Here is a 19,081-nt window from a genome sequence, read left to right as displayed (position 1 = left end):
CATTATTTTTTGACTGTTAATAACTAAAAATAAAAACCGATAGCTATAATTTATTTTTTGTAAGCAATTTTTAACTTTGTAGCGATGGAGCATTTTATAGTATCAGCACGTAAATACAGACCCCAAACATTTAAGGATGTTGTAGGGCAACAAGCAATTACCAATACACTGCTTAATGCTATAGAAAACAATCATCTTGCACAAGCTTTATTATTCACCGGACCAAGAGGAGTAGGAAAAACTTCGTGTGCCAGAATTCTTGCAAAAACAATTAATCAGGATGGAAATGAGCACCCTGATGAAGATTTTGCTTTTAATATTTTTGAGCTCGATGCAGCCTCAAACAATTCTGTTGATGATATTAGAAGCCTTATCGATCAAGTTCGCATCCCTCCACAGGTTGGAAACTATAAAGTATATATTATTGATGAGGTACATATGCTTTCTCAAGCGGCCTTTAATGCTTTTTTAAAAACATTAGAAGAACCTCCTAAACATGCAATTTTTATCCTGGCTACGACAGAAAAGCATAAAATCATACCTACAATTTTATCGCGATGTCAAATATTCGACTTTAAACGCATTACTGTAACTGATGCAAAAAATCACTTAATGCAAGTAGCAGTGCAAGAAGGGGTTACTGCAGATGAAGACGCTTTGCAAATTATCGCTCAAAAAGCAGATGGGGCAATGCGAGATGCGCTATCAATCTTTGATAGAGTTGTTAGTTTTAGTGGAAAAAATTTAACCAGACAGGCAGTAACTGAAAACCTGAATGTATTAGATTATGAAACGTATTTTAAAACTACTGATTTAATACTTGAGAACAATATCCCACAACTTCTTATAGAATTTAACGAAATTCTTGCTCAGGGTTTTGATGGGCATCATTTTGTATCTGGGCTTGCATCGCACTTTAGAGATTTATTAGTATGTAAAAACCAAGCTACTATCAATCTTCTCGAAGTGGGACAACAAACGAAGGCTAAGTATTTAGAACAATCACAAAAAGCCCCCCATGGATTTCTTATTAAAGGTATTGAGCTTGCTAATGATTGTGATCTAAAATATAAGACTAGTCGCAATCAAAGATTGCTGGTCGAGTTATGCCTAATGCAACTTGCCTCTATCCTTGTGGATGGAGAAAAAAAAAATGACAAACCCTACATAATTCCTCCTTCTTACTTTAAAGAAAAAGGAATTAAGCCTGTTAAAATTTCAACTGAAGTAAAAGAAAAGACTTTAGAAAAAACTGAAACCGAAAAACAAAACAGCATACTTCCTCAAGTAGAAGAAAAAACAGAACCTTCAACCACTGTCGTATCTGAGATTACACAAAACAAAGACGTAAATCCTGATATTCAAGAGGATAATTCTGAAGGTACAATTACAGCCGAAACTCCTGCAGTATTAGAGAAAAAACCTGTTTTAATACATAAGGAACGTAGAACTTCTGGCTTATCACTAAGTAGCATTAAAAGGAAGAAAGAACATGAAGAAAGTAAAGAAGAACAGGTAATTGATCCCAAAAATTTACCAAAAGAAGAATTTACAGAATCACAAATGCAAGAAGGCTGGATAGAATATGGTAAAATGCAAGATAAAAAAGGAGAGCGTATTATCGGATCTATGTTTGCTATGAATATTCCAACCCTTGACGAAGGTTCTATTTTATTAGAATTACCTAATCAGTCGATGAAAGTTGATATGGAAGCTGCACAATCCGGACTATTACAGTTTCTATTCAAAAAATTAAAAAATTACAGTATTGAAATGAAGATTACTGTAAACGAAGAAGCTTCTAAAAAATATGCATTCACTCCCCAGGATAAGTATGAAAAATTAAGAGAAAAAAACCCTCTTATTGATAAGCTACGCTCCTCTTTTGATTTAGATATTTAGTTCTATCTTGTCATCAAATTATTATAGTTTTCCTTAATACTCATAAAGTATCTGATCGCCTGAGTTCTTTATATTAAGCAGCACTCTGTTACCTTCTACTTTTAACCCAAGAATATTAAACGATATTTCTTTAGTAATATATGCATCGCATAACTCTTCATTTTTTAGAGACAACCTCAAATTTCTTTGTGGCGGGTTGGTTTCCAAAATCTCTTCAGAATCAATAAGTTTTAACTCCCAGGTATCTCCACTACATCCACTAGAGCCAAAACTGATTTTCAAACAATTTTCATTTATTTTTAAACTACTTATTGTTAGATTATGATCTGGTTCATCAACATATTGTTTTGAGCTAATTACAGTTAATTGATCGCAACTATCTGTATTATTATTGTCATCATCACTGTTACAGGCCAAAATTCCGAATACTACGATTAGACCAATCAGTTTTTTTGTATTCATGCTATCTACTTTTTAATAAGATGAATAAAAATCTATAAGGTTGCTTCGAGTAAGGATAAATGAAAAATTTAATATTTTCTTTCGAATCTTAGTTCTATAATGAGTTACTTCATAAATTTGTAATTATTATAAAAAAACTACCAGAACCATGTTAGGCTTAAAACTTCCCACAGACCCAAGATGGGTAAATATTGTAGAAAAAAATATTGAAGAGATTCTTACAGATCATGCATACTGCGAACAAAAAGCTACTTCTACAGCAATATCGCTTATTGTGAGTTTTCCAGAATACACAGAATTAGTGCAAGAGATGATAAAACTGGTAAAAGAAGAAATGAGTCATTTTAAAATGGTTCATGATAAAATCCTTGAACGGGGCTGGATTCTCGGTAGAGATCGAAAGGATGACTACGTGATCCAATTGATAACTTTTTTCCCAAAAGGAGGAAGTAGAACAACCCAACTTGTGCATCGCTTACTATATGCTGCTTTGATTGAGGCTAGAAGTTGTGAGCGTTTTAAATTACTTTCTGAAGAATTAGAAGATCAAGAATTAGCTGACTTTTATAGAAGCCTGATGGTAAGTGAAGCTAATCATTATACTATGTTTTTAAATTTTGCACGCCAATATGGAAATCGTGAAGAAGTCAACAAAAAATGGCAGGAATTACTAGTTTTTGAAGCAGAAATAATGAAATCTCTGGGAAATAAAGAAACGATTCATGGATAAATAAGATTAGTTAATTTAGTTACATCTAAATGATTGATAATCATATTGACTTATACAAACGCGATAATTCTTGAGAAGTAAATCATCATAACTCGGAAGCAAAAGACTAGATTGCATTGACTTTAAGTCTTGAAAACAACTTTATGGTTTATATAGCCTAAGGATAAGAACCATACTCAAATAGTAAAAAAAGAGACTGCCTTTTTAGACAGTCTCTTTATAAATAGGGTCAAATTTTATTATTATTTAAAAATTATTTTACAAAAATCTTTTGAGTAAGCGTTCTACTACTAGTAGTAATTTGCACAAAATAGATACCAGTAGATAACTTACTAATATCTACTGTTTTTCTCACTACATTTCCTCCAGGAGGTGTTTTAAGATCTATGATCTCTAATGTTCTTCCATTCATATCCTTGATACTGATCTGAGAAGAAGCGGATTTCACATTATTAATTTCCAGGTTTAAAAGATCTTTTGCTGGATTAGGGAATGCTTTAAATTGTAATGCTCCTGCTGGTCCATCTCCTTTGAAAGCAGAAAATGCACCTCCACAGGTACCTAAGTTAGTCCACCCAGTAGCAGTTCTTTCATATAAAGATCCATTGTAGGTTACTCTATCTCCTACATTATAAACTGTACCTGAAGAATATGGTGCTACTCCTGCACAAGGATCAGTTGTTGTAGTACATGGCCCTAAATTAGTCCATCCGTTAAAAGTTCTTTCATATAAAGATCCATTATAGGTTACTCTATCTCCTACATTATAAACTGTACCTGGAGAATATGGCGCTACACCATCACAGTTACCACCACCACTACTACAATTTCCTGAAGAGTTATAGGTTGTTTGGCCACAAGCAATAGTAAAATTATCTACAGTATCTCCCGAAGCTTTTTTGGCTTGCCACGCACTTCCTATAGTAGTATTCGCATTATACGAGCCTCCTGCATTGGCAGATCCCTGTAAAGAATTGTTCTGGAAATACTCTAAAGTACAATCTGTATTATTGGTAAATGTTACCGATATAGCATCTCCTGTATTACACCCTCCACCGTCACAAGTCTGTATACAATTTGATCTCGAAATATGATTACGGATCACATTAGCAGGTTGAGAGCCGAATCCTAGGCTAAAATCCACCCCAACACTAGTTTGTGGGCAATAGCTCATAATGGTTCCTCCTCCTGCAGGATTCCCTGGTAATCTACAGTTTCCTTCTACACGGCCAGCACAACCATCTATAGCTGTATTATTACCGTTCCATACACATGCATGTGTATGACGTGATCCTACATTATGTCCTGTTTCATGAGAAATTAAGAATACATCGAAAGAATAAGTAGGTACATTACTAAAACTACCTTTAATACCAGAAACTGCATAATTCTTAGAACCACACAAACCTCCAATAGAAGCAGCTAATCCTCCATTAAATGAATAATTAACCAGATGTGCTAAATCTGCTCCATTAAGGCCATTATTTCTCCTATATCTACCATAGCTATCAAGATTAGAATTCTGGAATGGTTCATTAGAACTCCAAGCTTTGGTACCTGATAATTTAAGAGTTATCTGATCATTGGCATATAGGGCAGCTACCTGATTAAATAAAGTTTCCATATAATTAGTAGCCTGTTGTTCTCCTCCTTTATCCCTAACAATATCTGCGGCTATATCGAAGAACATTTTTACACACTTTGCTGCTGATTTACTCTGTGGATTATAAGACAATTCTTCAAGAGTGTATCCTTTTTCCATATTGTCTTCTACGTGGCAAGAAAAATCATTTATATAACTAAGTTCCTTGTCCTTATAGATAATATGGTTCTTGCTATTACTTAAAGCACCTAATACTATACTTCCTTGGCCATTCGGACTAATAAAGCCAGATACATTATCTTTATAAAAACTGATAGCTACTAGAGAATTAGACTGTCCGCTTACCACACCTCTATAATGTGCTATACCAGAGGAAGGCAACACATTACCCTGTGTACCTTTAGCCAGAAAATCATCTGTTTTAATATTCACTTTTACAAGATCAACCGACATTGCTGATTTCTGCCCGGGAATACTCAAATTCATAGTATTTGGGTAACTCCCTTGAAAAGATTTCATCTTATTTTGATCTAATGAGAATAACACATAATCATGAAGTCCTTTAGGAAGTTTTAGGTTACTTTTTTGTTTATTTATAATTTTGAAAAGTTGAATTTTTTCAAAAGCCGAACCAGATTTTTTTTGCTGAGATACTAGATCACTAGCCTTTTGTGGTTGAGTTTGCGCAAAGCACATTACCGTAAAAAAGGCAATGGCGATTGTTAATATACGTTTCATTTTTTTTAGTTTTGAGATTTGAATCTTTAATTGATAATGGCTGACCCCAAACCATTAACTCTAAAAATTTTATATTAATTAATTCTAATAAAACTATAAAGTTGACATACTACATTAATGTGTTAAATTCTAAAATAACACACTAATTATGTAACATAAGTAGAGTTTATCTAAAATAGAAAATGATGCTACACATTAAAACTTTAAGAGTTTTAATAGTAATTTGTATTAGTCAAAAAATTTAGTTTAAATGCAAAAGAAGTGATCGTAGAATTATTTACGAGACTATTTATATCTCACTGTTAGAAAAATCATATCCAATAATAGTAATTGAATGAATGAGCTCTCTGATTGAGGTAATTTTGCACTGATTATTGGGAAATAACTAAATAGCAGTTATTCTAACTGTGAATACTGCCAAAAGCCTTGTGGATTGTAATAGTAACATTTTAGTCAAATTTGTGTTAATTAAGTTACTGCTAAGTTGATAAAATAAATAAATATAATCTATTAATACATGTCTCAAAACATGAAAAAAGACATCTTGATTCATGTATTAATACAATACAAGTTACTTAAAATCAAATAATTATTTTTTTAATAATATTCAAGTCAAAGATTTCGTAAGACCTGTTTTGGAGCTCTCTTTGACTTGATTTTTTCTACTAATTTGCTACTTCGCTTACCTTTATTATATCTAAAATATTTGCCTCTAAATTTTAATATTTTGGAACATATCGCTTATTATATGCAGCTTTGATTGGAGCCAGAAGTTGTGAGTGTTTTAAATTACTATCTAAAGAATTAGAAGATCAAGAACTAGCTAACTTTTATAGAAGTCTGATGGTAAGTGAAGCTAATCATTATACTATGTTTTTAAATTTTACACGCCAATATGGAAATCGTGAAGAAGTCGACAAAAAGTGGCAGGAATTACTAGTTTTTGAAGCAGAAATAATGAAATCTCTGGGAAATAAAGAAACGATTCATGGATAAATACGATGGATTAAAAATAGAATAAAGCTATCTCTCGATAGCTTTATTCATTACATCACAAGTAAAGATAATATAACAATCTGAACTGTGAAAACGGACTTTTAATCCTTACCGCATGAATTGGTATACGGATTAACACTTATCCTCTTAAAATGGTATAAAAGCAGATACTTTATAAAATTCGTCCGATGCTCCTACATCTGTAACCAGGTTAGCTCCCGCAGAAAACCTAAATGCCATACCATTATCAAGTTTTAATTTTACAGAACCTCCTAAATAACGATATACTTGTATATTCTTATTAACATCGTCATTTTCTAGGTTCATAAAGGCTAATTCTTCAAAGAAACCACCTAGCACTAAACGATCACTTACATTAATTCCGGGTGCTGCCCAAAAAAGAAGTAGATCTTTGGTTGAGATATCTTCTCTATCTCTTAATGATTTATAATAAGCTAAATATGCTTCTATATCAAAAATAGAGTTATGAAACGCTACAAAAGTATTAGGGATTACGGCCTCTCCTATCTTTGTACCGGCAACATCTGAAAAGAATTTACCGTGGGCAAACCCAACTCCTGGGTTAAGAAATAATTTTCCATCCATTAGTTTAAACCCTAATCCAATACCTGTTTCTAATAATTGATCACTACCAGATTCTGGGGTTCCGAAAGAAGGATTCGTCCAGAACATACTATAAAAAGTAATATCGAAATTTTTATTAGTTTCAAAACCTCCTAAAAATAAGGTCGAAAATCCCGCAACACTGTTTTGGATCACTTTTACAGCTAATGTTGCTTTTTTCTTTTTCTCTTCTTGTCCTTGTATTGTTGAATACTGAAAACCTATTACAATTAATATTATTATGAGTTTTTTCATGATTTAGTTTCTTTAATTATGTGTTTAATGATTAGTGAGCTTGAATGATTTGTTTTTGATTAGGTATAGAAAAGTCAGCTTTTCTTTTTTCTACAAAAGCCTGCATACCTTCTTTTTGGTGCTCTGTAGCAAATAATGCATGAAAAGCTCTTCTTTCATAGAGTACTCCTTCACGAAGGCCTAACTCCATAGCTCTGTCTATAGTTTCTCTCGCAACCATAGCTGTTGTTTTACTATAAGAAGCAATAATTGTTGCAGCTTCTACAGATTCTTCTAATAAGGTTTCTATTGGTATTATACGAGATACCAGGCCTGCTCGTTCTGCTTCTTCTGCATTCATTAAACGTCCGGTAAGAATCAAATCCATAGCTTTTGTTTTTCCTACCATTTTTGTTAAGCGTTGGGTTCCACCAATACCTGGGATCACTCCCAGTTTTATTTCTGGTTGCCCAAATTTTGCTGTATTAGATGCATAAATAATGTCACACATCATGGCTAATTCACATCCCCCACCTAAAGCATACCCAGATACGGCTGCAATTTTTGGGGTTCTAATTGCTGTAAAAGCTTCCCAGGCAGCAAAATAATTTTCATGAAACATATCCATATAGGATTTATTTTCCATTTCTTTTATGTCTGCTCCTGCTGCAAACGCTTTTTTAGATCCTGTGATTACAAAGCACCCTACACTAGGGTCCTTATCTAGTTTCTGCATAACAGAAACCATTTCTTGCATCAATGCGCTATTTAGTGCATTTAATGCTTTTGGGCGATTTAAGGTTATAATCACTACCCGTTTTCTTTGTTCGATTTTTATATTCATAGTTTTAATTTTTACATAGCATCTCCTAAAGACCATTCATTTTTTAAGATGTCTTTATTAAAATTGCTGGTTTCAGCTATGTGTTGTTGTATAAAAAAGTTGAGTTTGTGTTAGTACATATTTAAGTTTAAGAATCCCAAATTGCACCATATGCCGGTATCCCTCTACTTTCCATTCCGTAGACTACTTTCCAAGTAAGTTTTTTGTTAGAAATACATATTACTGCTTCTGCATCAAAATCTTTATATGCTTTGTATGCGAGTTTCACCATATCGGGTTTTCCATGGGCATCTGTATCCCATATGATAGCTTCTGGTTGTGATTCGAGAATTTCTTCTACCAATTCATCTCCATACGTTTTTCTTGGATTTCGTGTTGCCCATATTAAACGAGCGGGAGTTTCTCTAGAAAAAAGATGTGGTAAACATGGGCCAATACCACTACCTGTCGCTACCCAAATGACTTTTTTAAATAGCTTATCAACATTTCCCACTCCTGCGGTAGTTATTCCTTTAACCCATAAGTATTTTGGCATATCATCAATAAGCTCGCCTGTCCAATCCCCTGCCCTGGAGATGGTTAATCGAAATCCATCTCTACCTGGCTCTGGTACATTTGCAAAGGAATGCCACTCCATTAAAGGGTCTCTACTAATTGCTGTAGAGGAGCCGGCAAAAGGGGTTTCTCCATAATTGAATCGTGCCAGAATAACATGGTTTGATGGTCTTGTAATATCGACTTTTACTTTTTTCAATCTCAACCATGGCAATACTATACTAACCGTTATTACTGTTAATGCCCAAAAATTGAAAGAATAGAATATGGTTTCTAAAAAAGGTTGTTCTGAACCATTTTCGCTTAATATAAGCATTGTTTGTACCCAAAATAAGACTAGTGCTGTCCATCCACCAAATCGATGTGTTTTTTCAAAATTATTATGAAATTTTGCTCTTAATTTTGGCAAAGCCATAATAATCATAAAAACTAAAATTCCTGTAAGTATTGTAGTTACCCATAACAATGTAATGTCCTTAGAAGTTTCATTTTGAGGATTAAAAAAATCATAATATAAGGATCCCATAAACACTATAAACCAAAGGGTTCCACTTATTGTCCCACCGATATGAATTCCTCCAAAATGATATATTTTCCCTGCTCTTCTTCTTATCGACAAAGGCCAACTTGTAGGAATACTAGTCGCAACCCAAAACAAGAAATTAATAATATATTGTTGTCTAATAAGGATCCCTATTGTAAAGTTAATTAGTGTGATTTTAGAGATAATATCCAAACGCATTTCTTGCTGAGACCACCAATTACCTTCTGTTGCTCCATAGATCATTATTCCAATATTTGCTATTAAAAGCAGTGCAAACAAGCGGTAATAATGCATTAGTTTTTCTCCCTTCCATATCCTGCTAAAAGATTTTTTTTGAGGAGGCAACTGTACGATCTCTAAATTGGGTATTTCATCATTTTCTATAGGTTTTTGATCTATTTTTACACTTGTTGTTTTTTCTTCCTGTTCTTGTTTAAGAGGGATCAGATTCATTAATTTCGTTTTATCTATTTTACCACGGTCTGTCATTGGAAGTTCCGGCATAGCGACCACTATTGCAGGAACACAGTAGTATGGGAGTACTTCTTCTACCTGTTTTTTAACCTTTTCCTGATCAATATCTTCTGGGCTTACAAAGGATATTAAAGTTCTATTATCTATTTTTAAAGTAGCTGCTCTTTTACTTTCTGGCATTTTCTCTATAATAGAGGATACAGAATCTAATTCTACTCTAAAACCACATATCTTTACCTGATCATCGGTTCTCCCTAAATGTTCTAATTCACCATCCAAAGTCCATCTTCCCAAATCTCGGGTTCTGAACATTTTTTTACCTTGGCCCAGAAATGGGTCATCTACATATCTTTCATTTGTTAACTCTTTATTATTGATATATCCATGAGTTACACAAAGACCTCCTGCCCACATTTCTCCTGCTTCACCTATGCTACAGGGTTTTAAGTTTTCATCTAAAACATATACTGTATTATTGGGTGTAGGTTTTCCTATGGTAAGTAATTCATCTGTTGGAAAAAACCGCTTTACGGTATTGATAATTGTAGTTTCGGTAGGTCCGCAAGAGTTATGGAAAGCACAAAACGAAGACCATTTTTCTGCTAAAACCCTAGGACAAGGCTCACCTGCAACTATAGCCACGCGAACATTCTGGCAACATGTAACATCTAAAGAACTAAGAATCGTTGGTGTAGAAATCACCACATCTACCTCACTTACTGTTTCTTGAATATTTTTTCCGCGTATAACCAAGGTAGCTCCGTTTGCTAAACTCCCCAGAATTTCCCAAACAGACATATCAAAAGCAATGCTTAAAATTTGTCCTACTTTTAATCCAGGTCTCATTCCTAAATTACCAGGCGACGTAAGGAGTATATTACACGTATTTCCATGACTAACCTGGACTCCATTAGGATCTCCGGTTGTTCCTGATGTAAAAATTATGTAGCAAATATCATTTTCGGTGACAGGTACACTTGGTAGTATAATTTCCTCATTATTATTTGCATTTGATTTTAAAAAATCATCTATTATAATAAGTTTATTATCGTCTATTACGGGTACTAAATCTTTAAACTCTGATAATGTGAGTACTAAATTTATACTTGCCGACTTGACAACATACCTTAATTGCTCGTCTTTGGCTAGTCCGATATGCTGAGGAACATAAGCACCTCCCGCTTTTAAGATAGCTAATATCCCTACCAACATTGGTATTGATCGTTGAACAAATAATCCAACATTATCACCTTTTTGAACTCCATTTTTTATGAGTTCTAAAGCCAGTAGATTTGCCTGATAGTCTAATTCTTTATATGTGACTACCTCACCTAAATAACTAGCAGCAACAGCGTTAGGATTTACCTTGGCATGAGCCTCAAATGCATGGTGTATACATCTATACGGAACTCTGGTTATTGGTCCTTGACCGAACCGTTGAAAAAGATACTGATCTGATAATGATAAATTCGCTATTGTAGATTTTATAAAAGTATCGCCCGGTACTAAGGGTATATGCCCAAAAGTGTCACGTACTTCTGCTTCAGAAGTAGCATGAGAAACTGTAGTTTCCATAATAAAAATACCTTTCTAGTTTAATCTACCAAATAAAATTATCTGATATAGGTTTCTGGAACTACTGTTTTTACAGAGATTGTATATACCTCTATATGTTGAGTTTGTGCGCTTCATGAGTTTGTGCAAATTAGGAGTTAATATTTGTTGCATCGAAATTAGAAACGCATCGAAATTATTGATATAAAAATTCTAACATTTAATCTTTTTTATTTTGGTTATGATTGGTGTGATATTACATTTTTAGCGTAAAAAGAATGCGTATAAGTCACAATAAAAAACTTAATTATCTGTTAACAATTCAATTTTTTAACATTTATTTAATGAAGGTCAGTAAATAATTCAATTTCTAAAAATAACCCCTATGTGCTTTGAATTATTAAACATTTTAGTAAAAAACAATCAATATAAGTGTAACATTTATTATCAAAATGAGATTATAAAAAGTACAGGGGCATGCTCTAAAAAAATCTATCTTATTAAGAATGGAGTTATGAAAATTGGTTGTTTCACTGACCACGGAGAAGAGGTAGTTCTCATTATATTGACAAAAAATCAAGTTTTTGGCGCAAGTTCTATTTTTATAGATTTTTGTTCATATTGTATGTACGAATCTCTTAGTGAAGAAACAAAAGTGTATGAGTTTGATAAAAACATCATACAAAAGACTATAAAAAAAAATCCTAATCTTTATAAAGATTTTTTATCAATACTAGGTAAGGAATATCAAGAGTATGAAAACAGAATAAAAACACTTCAAATTCAATCTGCAGAATTACGGTTGATAAAAGTGCTCTTTGAATTTAAAGAAAAATTTGGGTGTCCTTACAATTCTGAAAAAATTATTATAGACTCTCCTCTTAATCAAAATGAGCTGTCTAATTACATTAGGGTTTCCAGAGTAACAACCAACAAAATCATTAATAAATTTAATAGTAATCTTTTGTTAGAATACAGTAACAAAAGTATTATCATAAAGAAGTCTTTCTTTGATAACTATAAGCAATATGATGTATAATATTTCTACCCTATTATTATAACTTATAACCAAAAGAGAGTTGAATATTCCTATTACTTCCTTTTGCTCCTCCAGGAATATCTTCATCATCTATAATATTAGAGACGCCAAAACCATATCGTAAATCAGCAAAGAAATTCTCTGTAATATGTACTCCAATACCAGCAACTGCAGATAAGTTAAATGTATTAAAATTGGTTTCTCCTGTCGAATTATCTTCCCATTCCCAAATTTTAAGCCCTACTTGAGGCCCAATATGAACATTAAACAATTCAGAAAAATTATATTTAAGCACTATTGGTAATTGAAGATAGTCTACTCTTAGAGATTCGTCATCATTACCTAAAGAAGAATATTGAAACTCAGGTTGAATACTCCATTTTTGGTTAATAGGAACTTCTGCTAAGAACCCTGCTACTATACCAAATCTGCTATCTTTAAGATCTTCGGGAATATCATCAGAACTAATAGAACTTAGATTAGCTCCAAGTCTTATTCCATATGCAATCTCTTGAGCTTGAGATTTTAAAACAACAAACATTAATAAAATCACAGTGAATAGTACTGTTTTTTTCATAATATAAATATTAGGTTACGGTTCAATTTAATACAAAATAATGGATTTTCATTAACATTTTAGAGCTCTATACAGATTATTACCCTTAAAAAATCGATAAAACGTATTACTTATGAATTTCAACGATTATTTAGTTTTTCATTATATAATGATTTTATAATCCCGTCTGATAGGCCAATTTTTGGAACAAAGATTTCTCTAGAACCACTCCATTTCATTGCCGAAAGATATATTCGAGTAGCTGGAATAATTACATCTGCTCTATCTTGATTTAAATTAAGTTGCCAAATTCTTTCTTCGTAGGTTAAAGAATTAAGTAATTTATAATATGAACTTAGATATAAAAAAGATAGTGGTTTACCCATTCTTTTACCACTATTCTTAAAAATATTATTAATGTTTCCTCCAGATCCAATTAATGAAACTTTACGGTAGCCTACAATACTTTCCTTAATCCAATCTTCTACATTTTTCCATACTTCATCAGAAACCAAATTATTAAGAAGTCTTACTGTTCCTAATTTAAATGATCTAGATGTAATAGTATTTCCATTATGGTATAGTGTAAACTCTGTACTACCACCCCCAACATCTACATATAGATATGTTGCATCTGTATTTACCAACTCGTGTAAATCGGTCATTGCAATTATAGCGGCTTCATCTTTACCATCTATAATATCTATTTGAATACCAGTTTTCTCTTTAATAAGGCGAGCTACTTCTTCTCCATTCTCAGCTTCGCGCATAGCAGATGTTGCACAAGCTTTATATCTAATCACTTTATGCGTTTTCATTAATAGCTGATATGCTTGCATAGCGTCTATCATTCTAGTAATATTTTCCTGAGAAACCCGTCCAGATTTAAAAACATCTTCTCCTAATCGTATGGGTACTCTAACGAGGCTTGTTTTTTTAAATCTAGTAGTTTTTCCTTTCTCTTCGTGAATACTACTTATTAATAATCGTACCGCATTGGAACCTATATCTATGGCTCCATATTTTTCTATAGTTAACAAAATAATTAATTTCCTAGTTTTTTTAAATAATAGTCGTATGTTGCTTTTTGTGATCTTACTTTCTCATTATCGTTTTTAATGTACACATTATCTTGCTCTTTAGAAAGTCTTCTGGCTTTAACATTATCGTTCCAGCAAATATCAAAAGTATCCATTAACTCTAATTTGATATCCTCATCATAGATGGGACAAGAAATCTCTACTCTTCTATCTAAGTTACGTGTCATCCAATCTGCCGATGATATATATACTTTTGGCTCTTCTCCATTTTGAAATATGTATAATCGTGTGTGTTCTAAAAACTTATCTATTACACTTATTGCTCGTATATTTTCACTCATTCCCGGGATACCAGGTATCAGACAACAGATACCTCTAATAATTAAATCTATTTTCACTCCCGCTCTACTTGCTTCATATAGCTTATCTATCATATCATAATCACTTAAGCTATTTAATTTCAGTTTAATTCCTGCTGGTTTGCCTTCTTTTACATTTCTAATCTCTTTTTCTATTAGTTTCACCAGAGAAGATCTTGTATAATGCGGGGATACCAACAAATGTTTATAGCGGTTTATTTTATAATTTATTTCAAAAAATTTAAATACTCTATTGGTTTCCTTCAGAATAGATTCATTGGTTGTAAACAAAGTATAATCGGTATAGATTTTTGCTGTAGATTCGTTAAAATTTCCAGTACTTATAAAACCATATCGTTTAAGTTTTCCTTTTTCTTCTCGTTCGATTACACATGCTTTACAATGTACTTTAAGCCCGGTAACTCCAAAAATCAAATGTATACCTTCTCTTTGCATTTGCTCTGCATAACGAATATTTGCAGCTTCATCGAAACGAGCTTGTAATTCTATTTGTACAGTAACGTTTTTACCATTTTTGGCAGCATTTATAAGAGAACTGGCAATATGAGATATATTTGCCAATCTGTATATAGTAATTTTAATACTTTTTACTTTTGGGTCAATTGCAGATTCTCTTAAAAACTTTACCGTATATGAGAACGTATGATAAGGTGTGTATTGCAGAAAATCTTTTTTGGCTATCTTATCTAATAAGCTTCCTTGCAAAACAAGACCAGGTATAGCTAAAGGTTTAATGGGTTGGTATACCAAATTAATAGCGCCCAAATCTGGAAAATTCATATAATCTCTGCGATTATGATATCTTCCTCCAGGAATAATACTATCTGTATTTTCAACTCCCATTTTTTCCATTAAAAAATCAAGGGTATCTCTTTCGATAGTTTTATCATATACAAATCGAACTGGTTCTCCGTCACGGCGAGATCGTACACTACTTGATATTTTTTGGATAAAACTTTTACTTAGATCATTATCAAAATCCAACTGGGCGTCCCGGGTTATTTTAATCATATGGGCTGATGCCCGATCATAATTAAATATACTAAAGTTAATATGCATACAATACCTGATCAAATCATCTAAAATGATAATGAATTGTTTTCCATCCTTTTCGGGAAGTACAACAAATCGATCTGTATTTTTTGGTATCTCGATTAGTGCATATATTTTTTCTTTGGTGGTTTGTTGTAATATTTTGGAGATTCGCCCTTCTTTAGGAACTTTATCCTTTAGTACCAGTTTTACTGCTAAATACGCTACACTATCTTTTAGGTGTGGAAATTTTTCTAGATCATTTAGTATATAAGTAACTAAAGCCGGACTAACTTTACTTACAAAATAGTTACGAATAAAAGCATCTTGATCTGGTGTAACCTGATTTTCATCAATAATAAAAATATTATGATTTTCAAGTTCAATTTTAATATTATCAATGGTTTTAAGACTTTCTGCTTGTTGCTTGATAACTATATTTGTAATCTTTTCTAGTAGTTCGTTTGCCGTAGTGCCTTTAAGTACATTTTTCCCATCCTTTCCAGCCTGGTCTATTCGTTTAATGGTAGCATACCTCACCTTAAAAAACTCATCCAGATTATTAGAAAATATACCTATAAAACGTAACCTTTCTAATAGTGGAACTGTATCATCTGAAGCTTCTTGTAGTACTCTTGCATTAAACTGAAGCCAACTTAATTCTCTATTAATATATTGATTTTTAATATTTTCTGTCATTATCTCAAAGATTTGGGAAAAATTGTTAATAAGTTTTTTCCTACAGAAATATTTTGCCACATATCTACTTCAAATTCTATAGCAACTACTCCGGCAGTCGGGAGATTATCTATATGTTGATCTCCAAAAAGGTTAGCGATCGAAGTAAAAGCATGATTATGCCCAAATATCATTAAAGTATTAATATCATTGTGACAATTTTTTATCACATCAATAACCTGGGTTCCCTCAAAATCATAAAGTTTTGGTTCTAAAGAAAATATGTTTTCTGGAATATCTAAATGACTTACAATAATTTTTGCAGTACTATACGCCCTTTTAGCAGGGCTACATAAAACTTTATCGATCGGTTTTACCAGTGTTTTCAAATGTTCACCTACCAATCCGGCATCTCTTACTCCTCTATCATTAAGAGGTCTTTTATCATCCGATACATCAAATTCCCAAGAAGATTTTGCGTGTCTTATTATATATAAAGTTTTCATGAATCTGATACTATTTTAGCAAAAATGAAGTTATTTAATACAAGTTTAAGGATTCGTTTTTACAAATCTTAAATATAAGAATATAAAAAATCAATTTTTATGTAATTATAAGTAAGATTGGTTTTCATATTTATGCTACTATACTTATCAAATAATTAATATAAAATTAACAGAGAAAACAGCTAAAATAATGAAAATGAACATAATAAACGTTTGATTTTAATCGATAAAAATGACATTTACATCGAAAACATGTTTTTTTTCGTATATAATTAAATGTTAAAATATAAATTTACATACGGTTTTCCCTTAAATCAGAGTGTTTCCTCCAAACATTATGAGCACAAATTTATCATAATATCAGTAGGGTAATAAAAAACAAAAAAAGGTGGAAAAAGTGATTACTATAAAAAGAAATCTTAAATGGTTTCAAAATATGTTCCTACTTATATTCATATGCAGTATTGGTTCTACAATTGCATATGGACAGGTAGAGGTGCCTCTTAAGAAACGTACAGAATTAACACTTAAGGGGGATTTTAAGTTTGTATCTAATACTGTTTTGGGTAAAGTTAGTAATGATGATGGGTCTGATGTATTTGATCCTAATAAAAGCTACAATGATGGTGGATTAAACAATCTGTTTAAGATGGGCTTTATCGATATTGATAATGACCTAACTACTTTTAATTCTAGTAGTGCAGATTTAGATATTGATTCTAGCTGTAATACTATTAAACATGTTGGTTTATATTGGACAGCTGCTTATGCAGATGACAACAGACAACATGATATTACTTCTATAAAAATAAAATATCCTGGACAACAGTCTTATTCGACCATTAGTAATGGACAAATAATTCATGATTACTATAATGATGGTGAATCTATGTTCAAACAATATTCTTGCTATAAAGATATCACTGCAGATATTTTAGAATTAGAAAATCCATTAGGAACATATACTGTTGCAAACATCCCAGCTACTACTAGTGCGGTAAATGATGATGACACTTTAGGTAATGGCCTTGCCGGCGGATGGACAATGGTTGTAATTTATGAGGATGACACCAAACCCAGAAAAAGATTTTATGTATATGATGGTTTTGTAAATATTGACTCAAAAGCAAAACCTGTAGCTTTTTCTTTTAACAATTTTCAAACTATTCCTAATGGAGCAGTTCACGGAAAAATAGGTGTAATTGCTTATGAAGGAGACAAAGGAATTATAGGAGATCGTTTTCAGGTAATGTCTAATGAAACTAATAGATATAAAAGTCTTGCAGATGGCATCAATCCTATGAACAACTTCTTTAATGCCAATATCACTGAAAATGGAAAAAATGTAAAAACCAGAGTCCCTGCAAGCCAAAATACATTGGGATATGATGCTGATTTATTTGATATAAAAAATGTAAGAAATAGTATTATAGGTAACAATCAAACAGAAGCTAAATTTAGATTATCAACTAATAATGATGGGTATTCTGTCATGGCAGTTGCATTTAGTGTAGAAATATACGAGCCTGCAATTCATATTGTAAAAAGATCAAAATATACCGCTAATGATCAATACATTCATCCAAATGATGTTTTAGCTCCAAAACAAGAAATAACATATAACCTTACCATATATAATGATGGTAATGATGATGCAAAAAATACTACCATAAAAGATGTTTTACCAAAAAATGTAATCCTTTCTGAAAAAACTATGATTTTACCCTCCAAAAGAATAAAGGTAAAATACGACAAAGCATCTCGAACATTAAACTTCATAGTACCTAATAAAATGGTAAGAACAGATAGTGAACCATTTAAAATTAGTTATAATGTGATTGTAGACACCGAATGCGAGTCAATTAACACAATTGATGATATTCTTGTAGTGGACCAACCAGTGATGGCCGAGTTTAATGGAACCCTAAATGAAACCGTAAAATATTCTAAAGGATATAATCATATCAACTCTTGTGAACTACCAGATTTCTATCAATTTAAATTAGCTATAGATATTAGTGAATTAAACTGTCCTAATGCCAGCCGTCTTGTTTCTATTCCTAAAAAGAAAATGAATAGCCAATTTGCTGCGGTAATACCTGGGGAGATGGATGAAGTAACTAAATCTAATAACACAAAAAGCGGCGGTATTGCTTCTGGGGATATTGTGAAGTCTAGTGGTACACCTGAATCACCTTTAAAATCAGATTTAAAATTGACCAAAACCATAAATGATCTGATAAACTTGAATGAAATTTATTTTGATTTTGATAAATGGGATATCACCGAAAAGGCAGAAATTGAGCTTGATAAAGTGGTAGAAATTATGAATAATGACTACCCAAATATGGTAATCAAAATAGAAACTCATTCTGATAGTCGTGGTGAAGAAAATTATAACCTAACCCTTTCTCAAAAAAGAGCAGAATCCATTTATAATTATTTGATAAGTAAAAATATCTCTAAAAACAGAATTCTCTCTTATGTTGGATTTGGAGAAACCAGACCTGTTAATAACTGTAAAGATGGAGAAGACTGTTCTGAAGACCAATACCAAAAGAACAGACGTTCTAGTTTTGTAATTATGTAA

General features: G+C 32.2%; 13 protein-coding genes and 1 pseudogene. 5 read left to right on the top strand and 9 right to left on the bottom strand.

From position 1 onward, the window contains the following. Positions 1-84: 84 nt before the first annotated feature. On the top strand, positions 85-1,902 hold the full coding sequence (locus DK441_RS23810) for a DNA polymerase III subunit gamma/tau (RefSeq protein WP_109853057.1): 1,818 nt from the start codon (positions 85-87) through the stop codon (positions 1,900-1,902). A gap of 33 nt (positions 1,903-1,935) precedes the next feature. Here DK441_RS23810 and DK441_RS23805 read toward each other — a convergent pair whose 3' ends face one another. Beyond that, entirely contained in the window at positions 1,936-2,364 is a 429-nt protein-coding gene (locus tag DK441_RS23805) for a hypothetical protein (protein WP_109853056.1), read from the bottom strand. A 148-nt stretch (positions 2,365-2,512) separates the two neighbouring features. Between DK441_RS23805 and DK441_RS23800 the strand changes: the two genes are divergently transcribed. Next, positions 2,513-3,094 carry a tRNA-(ms[2]io[6]A)-hydroxylase gene (locus DK441_RS23800; protein ID WP_109853055.1) on the top strand — a complete coding sequence of 194 codons (582 nt, stop codon included), beginning with the start codon at positions 2,513-2,515 and terminating at the stop codon, positions 3,092-3,094. Between the two features lie 253 nt (positions 3,095-3,347). On the opposite strand, the gene DK441_RS23795 is transcribed toward DK441_RS23800, so the two are convergent. Further along, a complete protein-coding gene (locus tag DK441_RS23795) occupies positions 3,348-5,435 on the bottom strand; it encodes a M12 family metallo-peptidase (protein WP_109853054.1) in 2,088 nt (695 codons plus the stop codon). 735 nt (positions 5,436-6,170) lie between these two features. On the opposite strand from DK441_RS23795, the pseudogene miaE reads away from it, so the two are divergent. Next, positions 6,171-6,431, top strand: a pseudogene (gene miaE, locus DK441_RS23790) (tRNA isopentenyl-2-thiomethyl-A-37 hydroxylase MiaE); the annotation flags it as partial. A 147-nt stretch (positions 6,432-6,578) separates the two neighbouring features. On the opposite strand, the gene DK441_RS23785 reads toward miaE, so the two are convergent. The 3 genes from DK441_RS23785 to DK441_RS26945 all read right to left on the bottom strand — a co-directional run bounded on the left by DK441_RS23785 (position 6,579) and on the right by DK441_RS26945 (position 11,281). Further along, the gene (locus DK441_RS23785; protein ID WP_074406344.1) at positions 6,579-7,310 is read right to left on the bottom strand and encodes a DUF6733 family protein; all 732 of its coding nucleotides are present in this window, start codon (positions 7,308-7,310) and stop codon (positions 6,579-6,581) included. A gap of 31 nt (positions 7,311-7,341) precedes the next feature. Continuing rightward, the gene (locus tag DK441_RS23780; RefSeq protein ID WP_109853052.1) at positions 7,342-8,133 is read right to left on the bottom strand and encodes an enoyl-CoA hydratase; all 792 of its coding nucleotides are present in this window, start codon (positions 8,131-8,133) and stop codon (positions 7,342-7,344) included. 127 nt (positions 8,134-8,260) lie between these two features. After that, a complete protein-coding gene (locus DK441_RS26945) occupies positions 8,261-11,281 on the bottom strand; it encodes an amino acid adenylation domain-containing protein (RefSeq protein ID WP_200822882.1) in 3,021 nt (1,006 codons plus the stop codon). A 364-nt stretch (positions 11,282-11,645) separates the two neighbouring features. Here DK441_RS26945 and DK441_RS23765 point away from each other — a divergent pair, with 364 nt between their 5' ends. Then, entirely contained in the window at positions 11,646-12,299 is a 654-nt protein-coding gene (locus tag DK441_RS23765) for a Crp/Fnr family transcriptional regulator (RefSeq protein WP_109853051.1), read from the top strand. A 16-nt stretch (positions 12,300-12,315) separates the two neighbouring features. Here DK441_RS23765 and DK441_RS23760 read toward each other — a convergent pair whose 3' ends face one another. The 4 genes from DK441_RS23760 to DK441_RS23745 all read right to left on the bottom strand — a co-directional run bounded on the left by DK441_RS23760 (position 12,316) and on the right by DK441_RS23745 (position 16,491). After that, positions 12,316-12,876: a porin family protein gene (locus tag DK441_RS23760; RefSeq protein WP_109853050.1), complete on the bottom strand. Its 561-nt coding sequence runs from the start codon at positions 12,874-12,876 to the stop codon at positions 12,316-12,318. 119 nt (positions 12,877-12,995) lie between these two features. Further along, positions 12,996-13,895: an exopolyphosphatase gene (locus tag DK441_RS23755; protein ID WP_109853049.1), complete on the bottom strand. Its 900-nt coding sequence runs from the start codon at positions 13,893-13,895 to the stop codon at positions 12,996-12,998. A gap of 5 nt (positions 13,896-13,900) precedes the next feature. Beyond that, positions 13,901-16,006: a polyphosphate kinase 1 gene (gene ppk1 / locus DK441_RS23750; protein ID WP_109853048.1), complete on the bottom strand. Its 2,106-nt coding sequence runs from the start codon at positions 16,004-16,006 to the stop codon at positions 13,901-13,903. Continuing rightward, a complete protein-coding gene (locus DK441_RS23745) occupies positions 16,006-16,491 on the bottom strand; it encodes a histidine phosphatase family protein (RefSeq protein WP_074406351.1) in 486 nt (161 codons plus the stop codon). Before DK441_RS23745 ends, ppk1 begins: the two co-directional genes overlap by 1 nt. A gap of 388 nt (positions 16,492-16,879) precedes the next feature. On the opposite strand from DK441_RS23745, the gene DK441_RS23740 reads away from it, so the two are divergent. Beyond that, entirely contained in the window at positions 16,880-19,081 is a 2,202-nt protein-coding gene (locus tag DK441_RS23740) for an OmpA family protein (protein WP_109853047.1), read from the top strand.

The sequence above is a fragment of the Aquimarina sp. AU58 genome (genome assembly GCF_900312745.1).
GTDB lineage: Bacteria > Bacteroidota > Bacteroidia > Flavobacteriales > Flavobacteriaceae > Aquimarina > Aquimarina spinulae.
The sequence above is the reverse complement of the archived record's forward strand: the minus strand, read 5'-3'. Positions and strand labels throughout refer to the sequence as shown.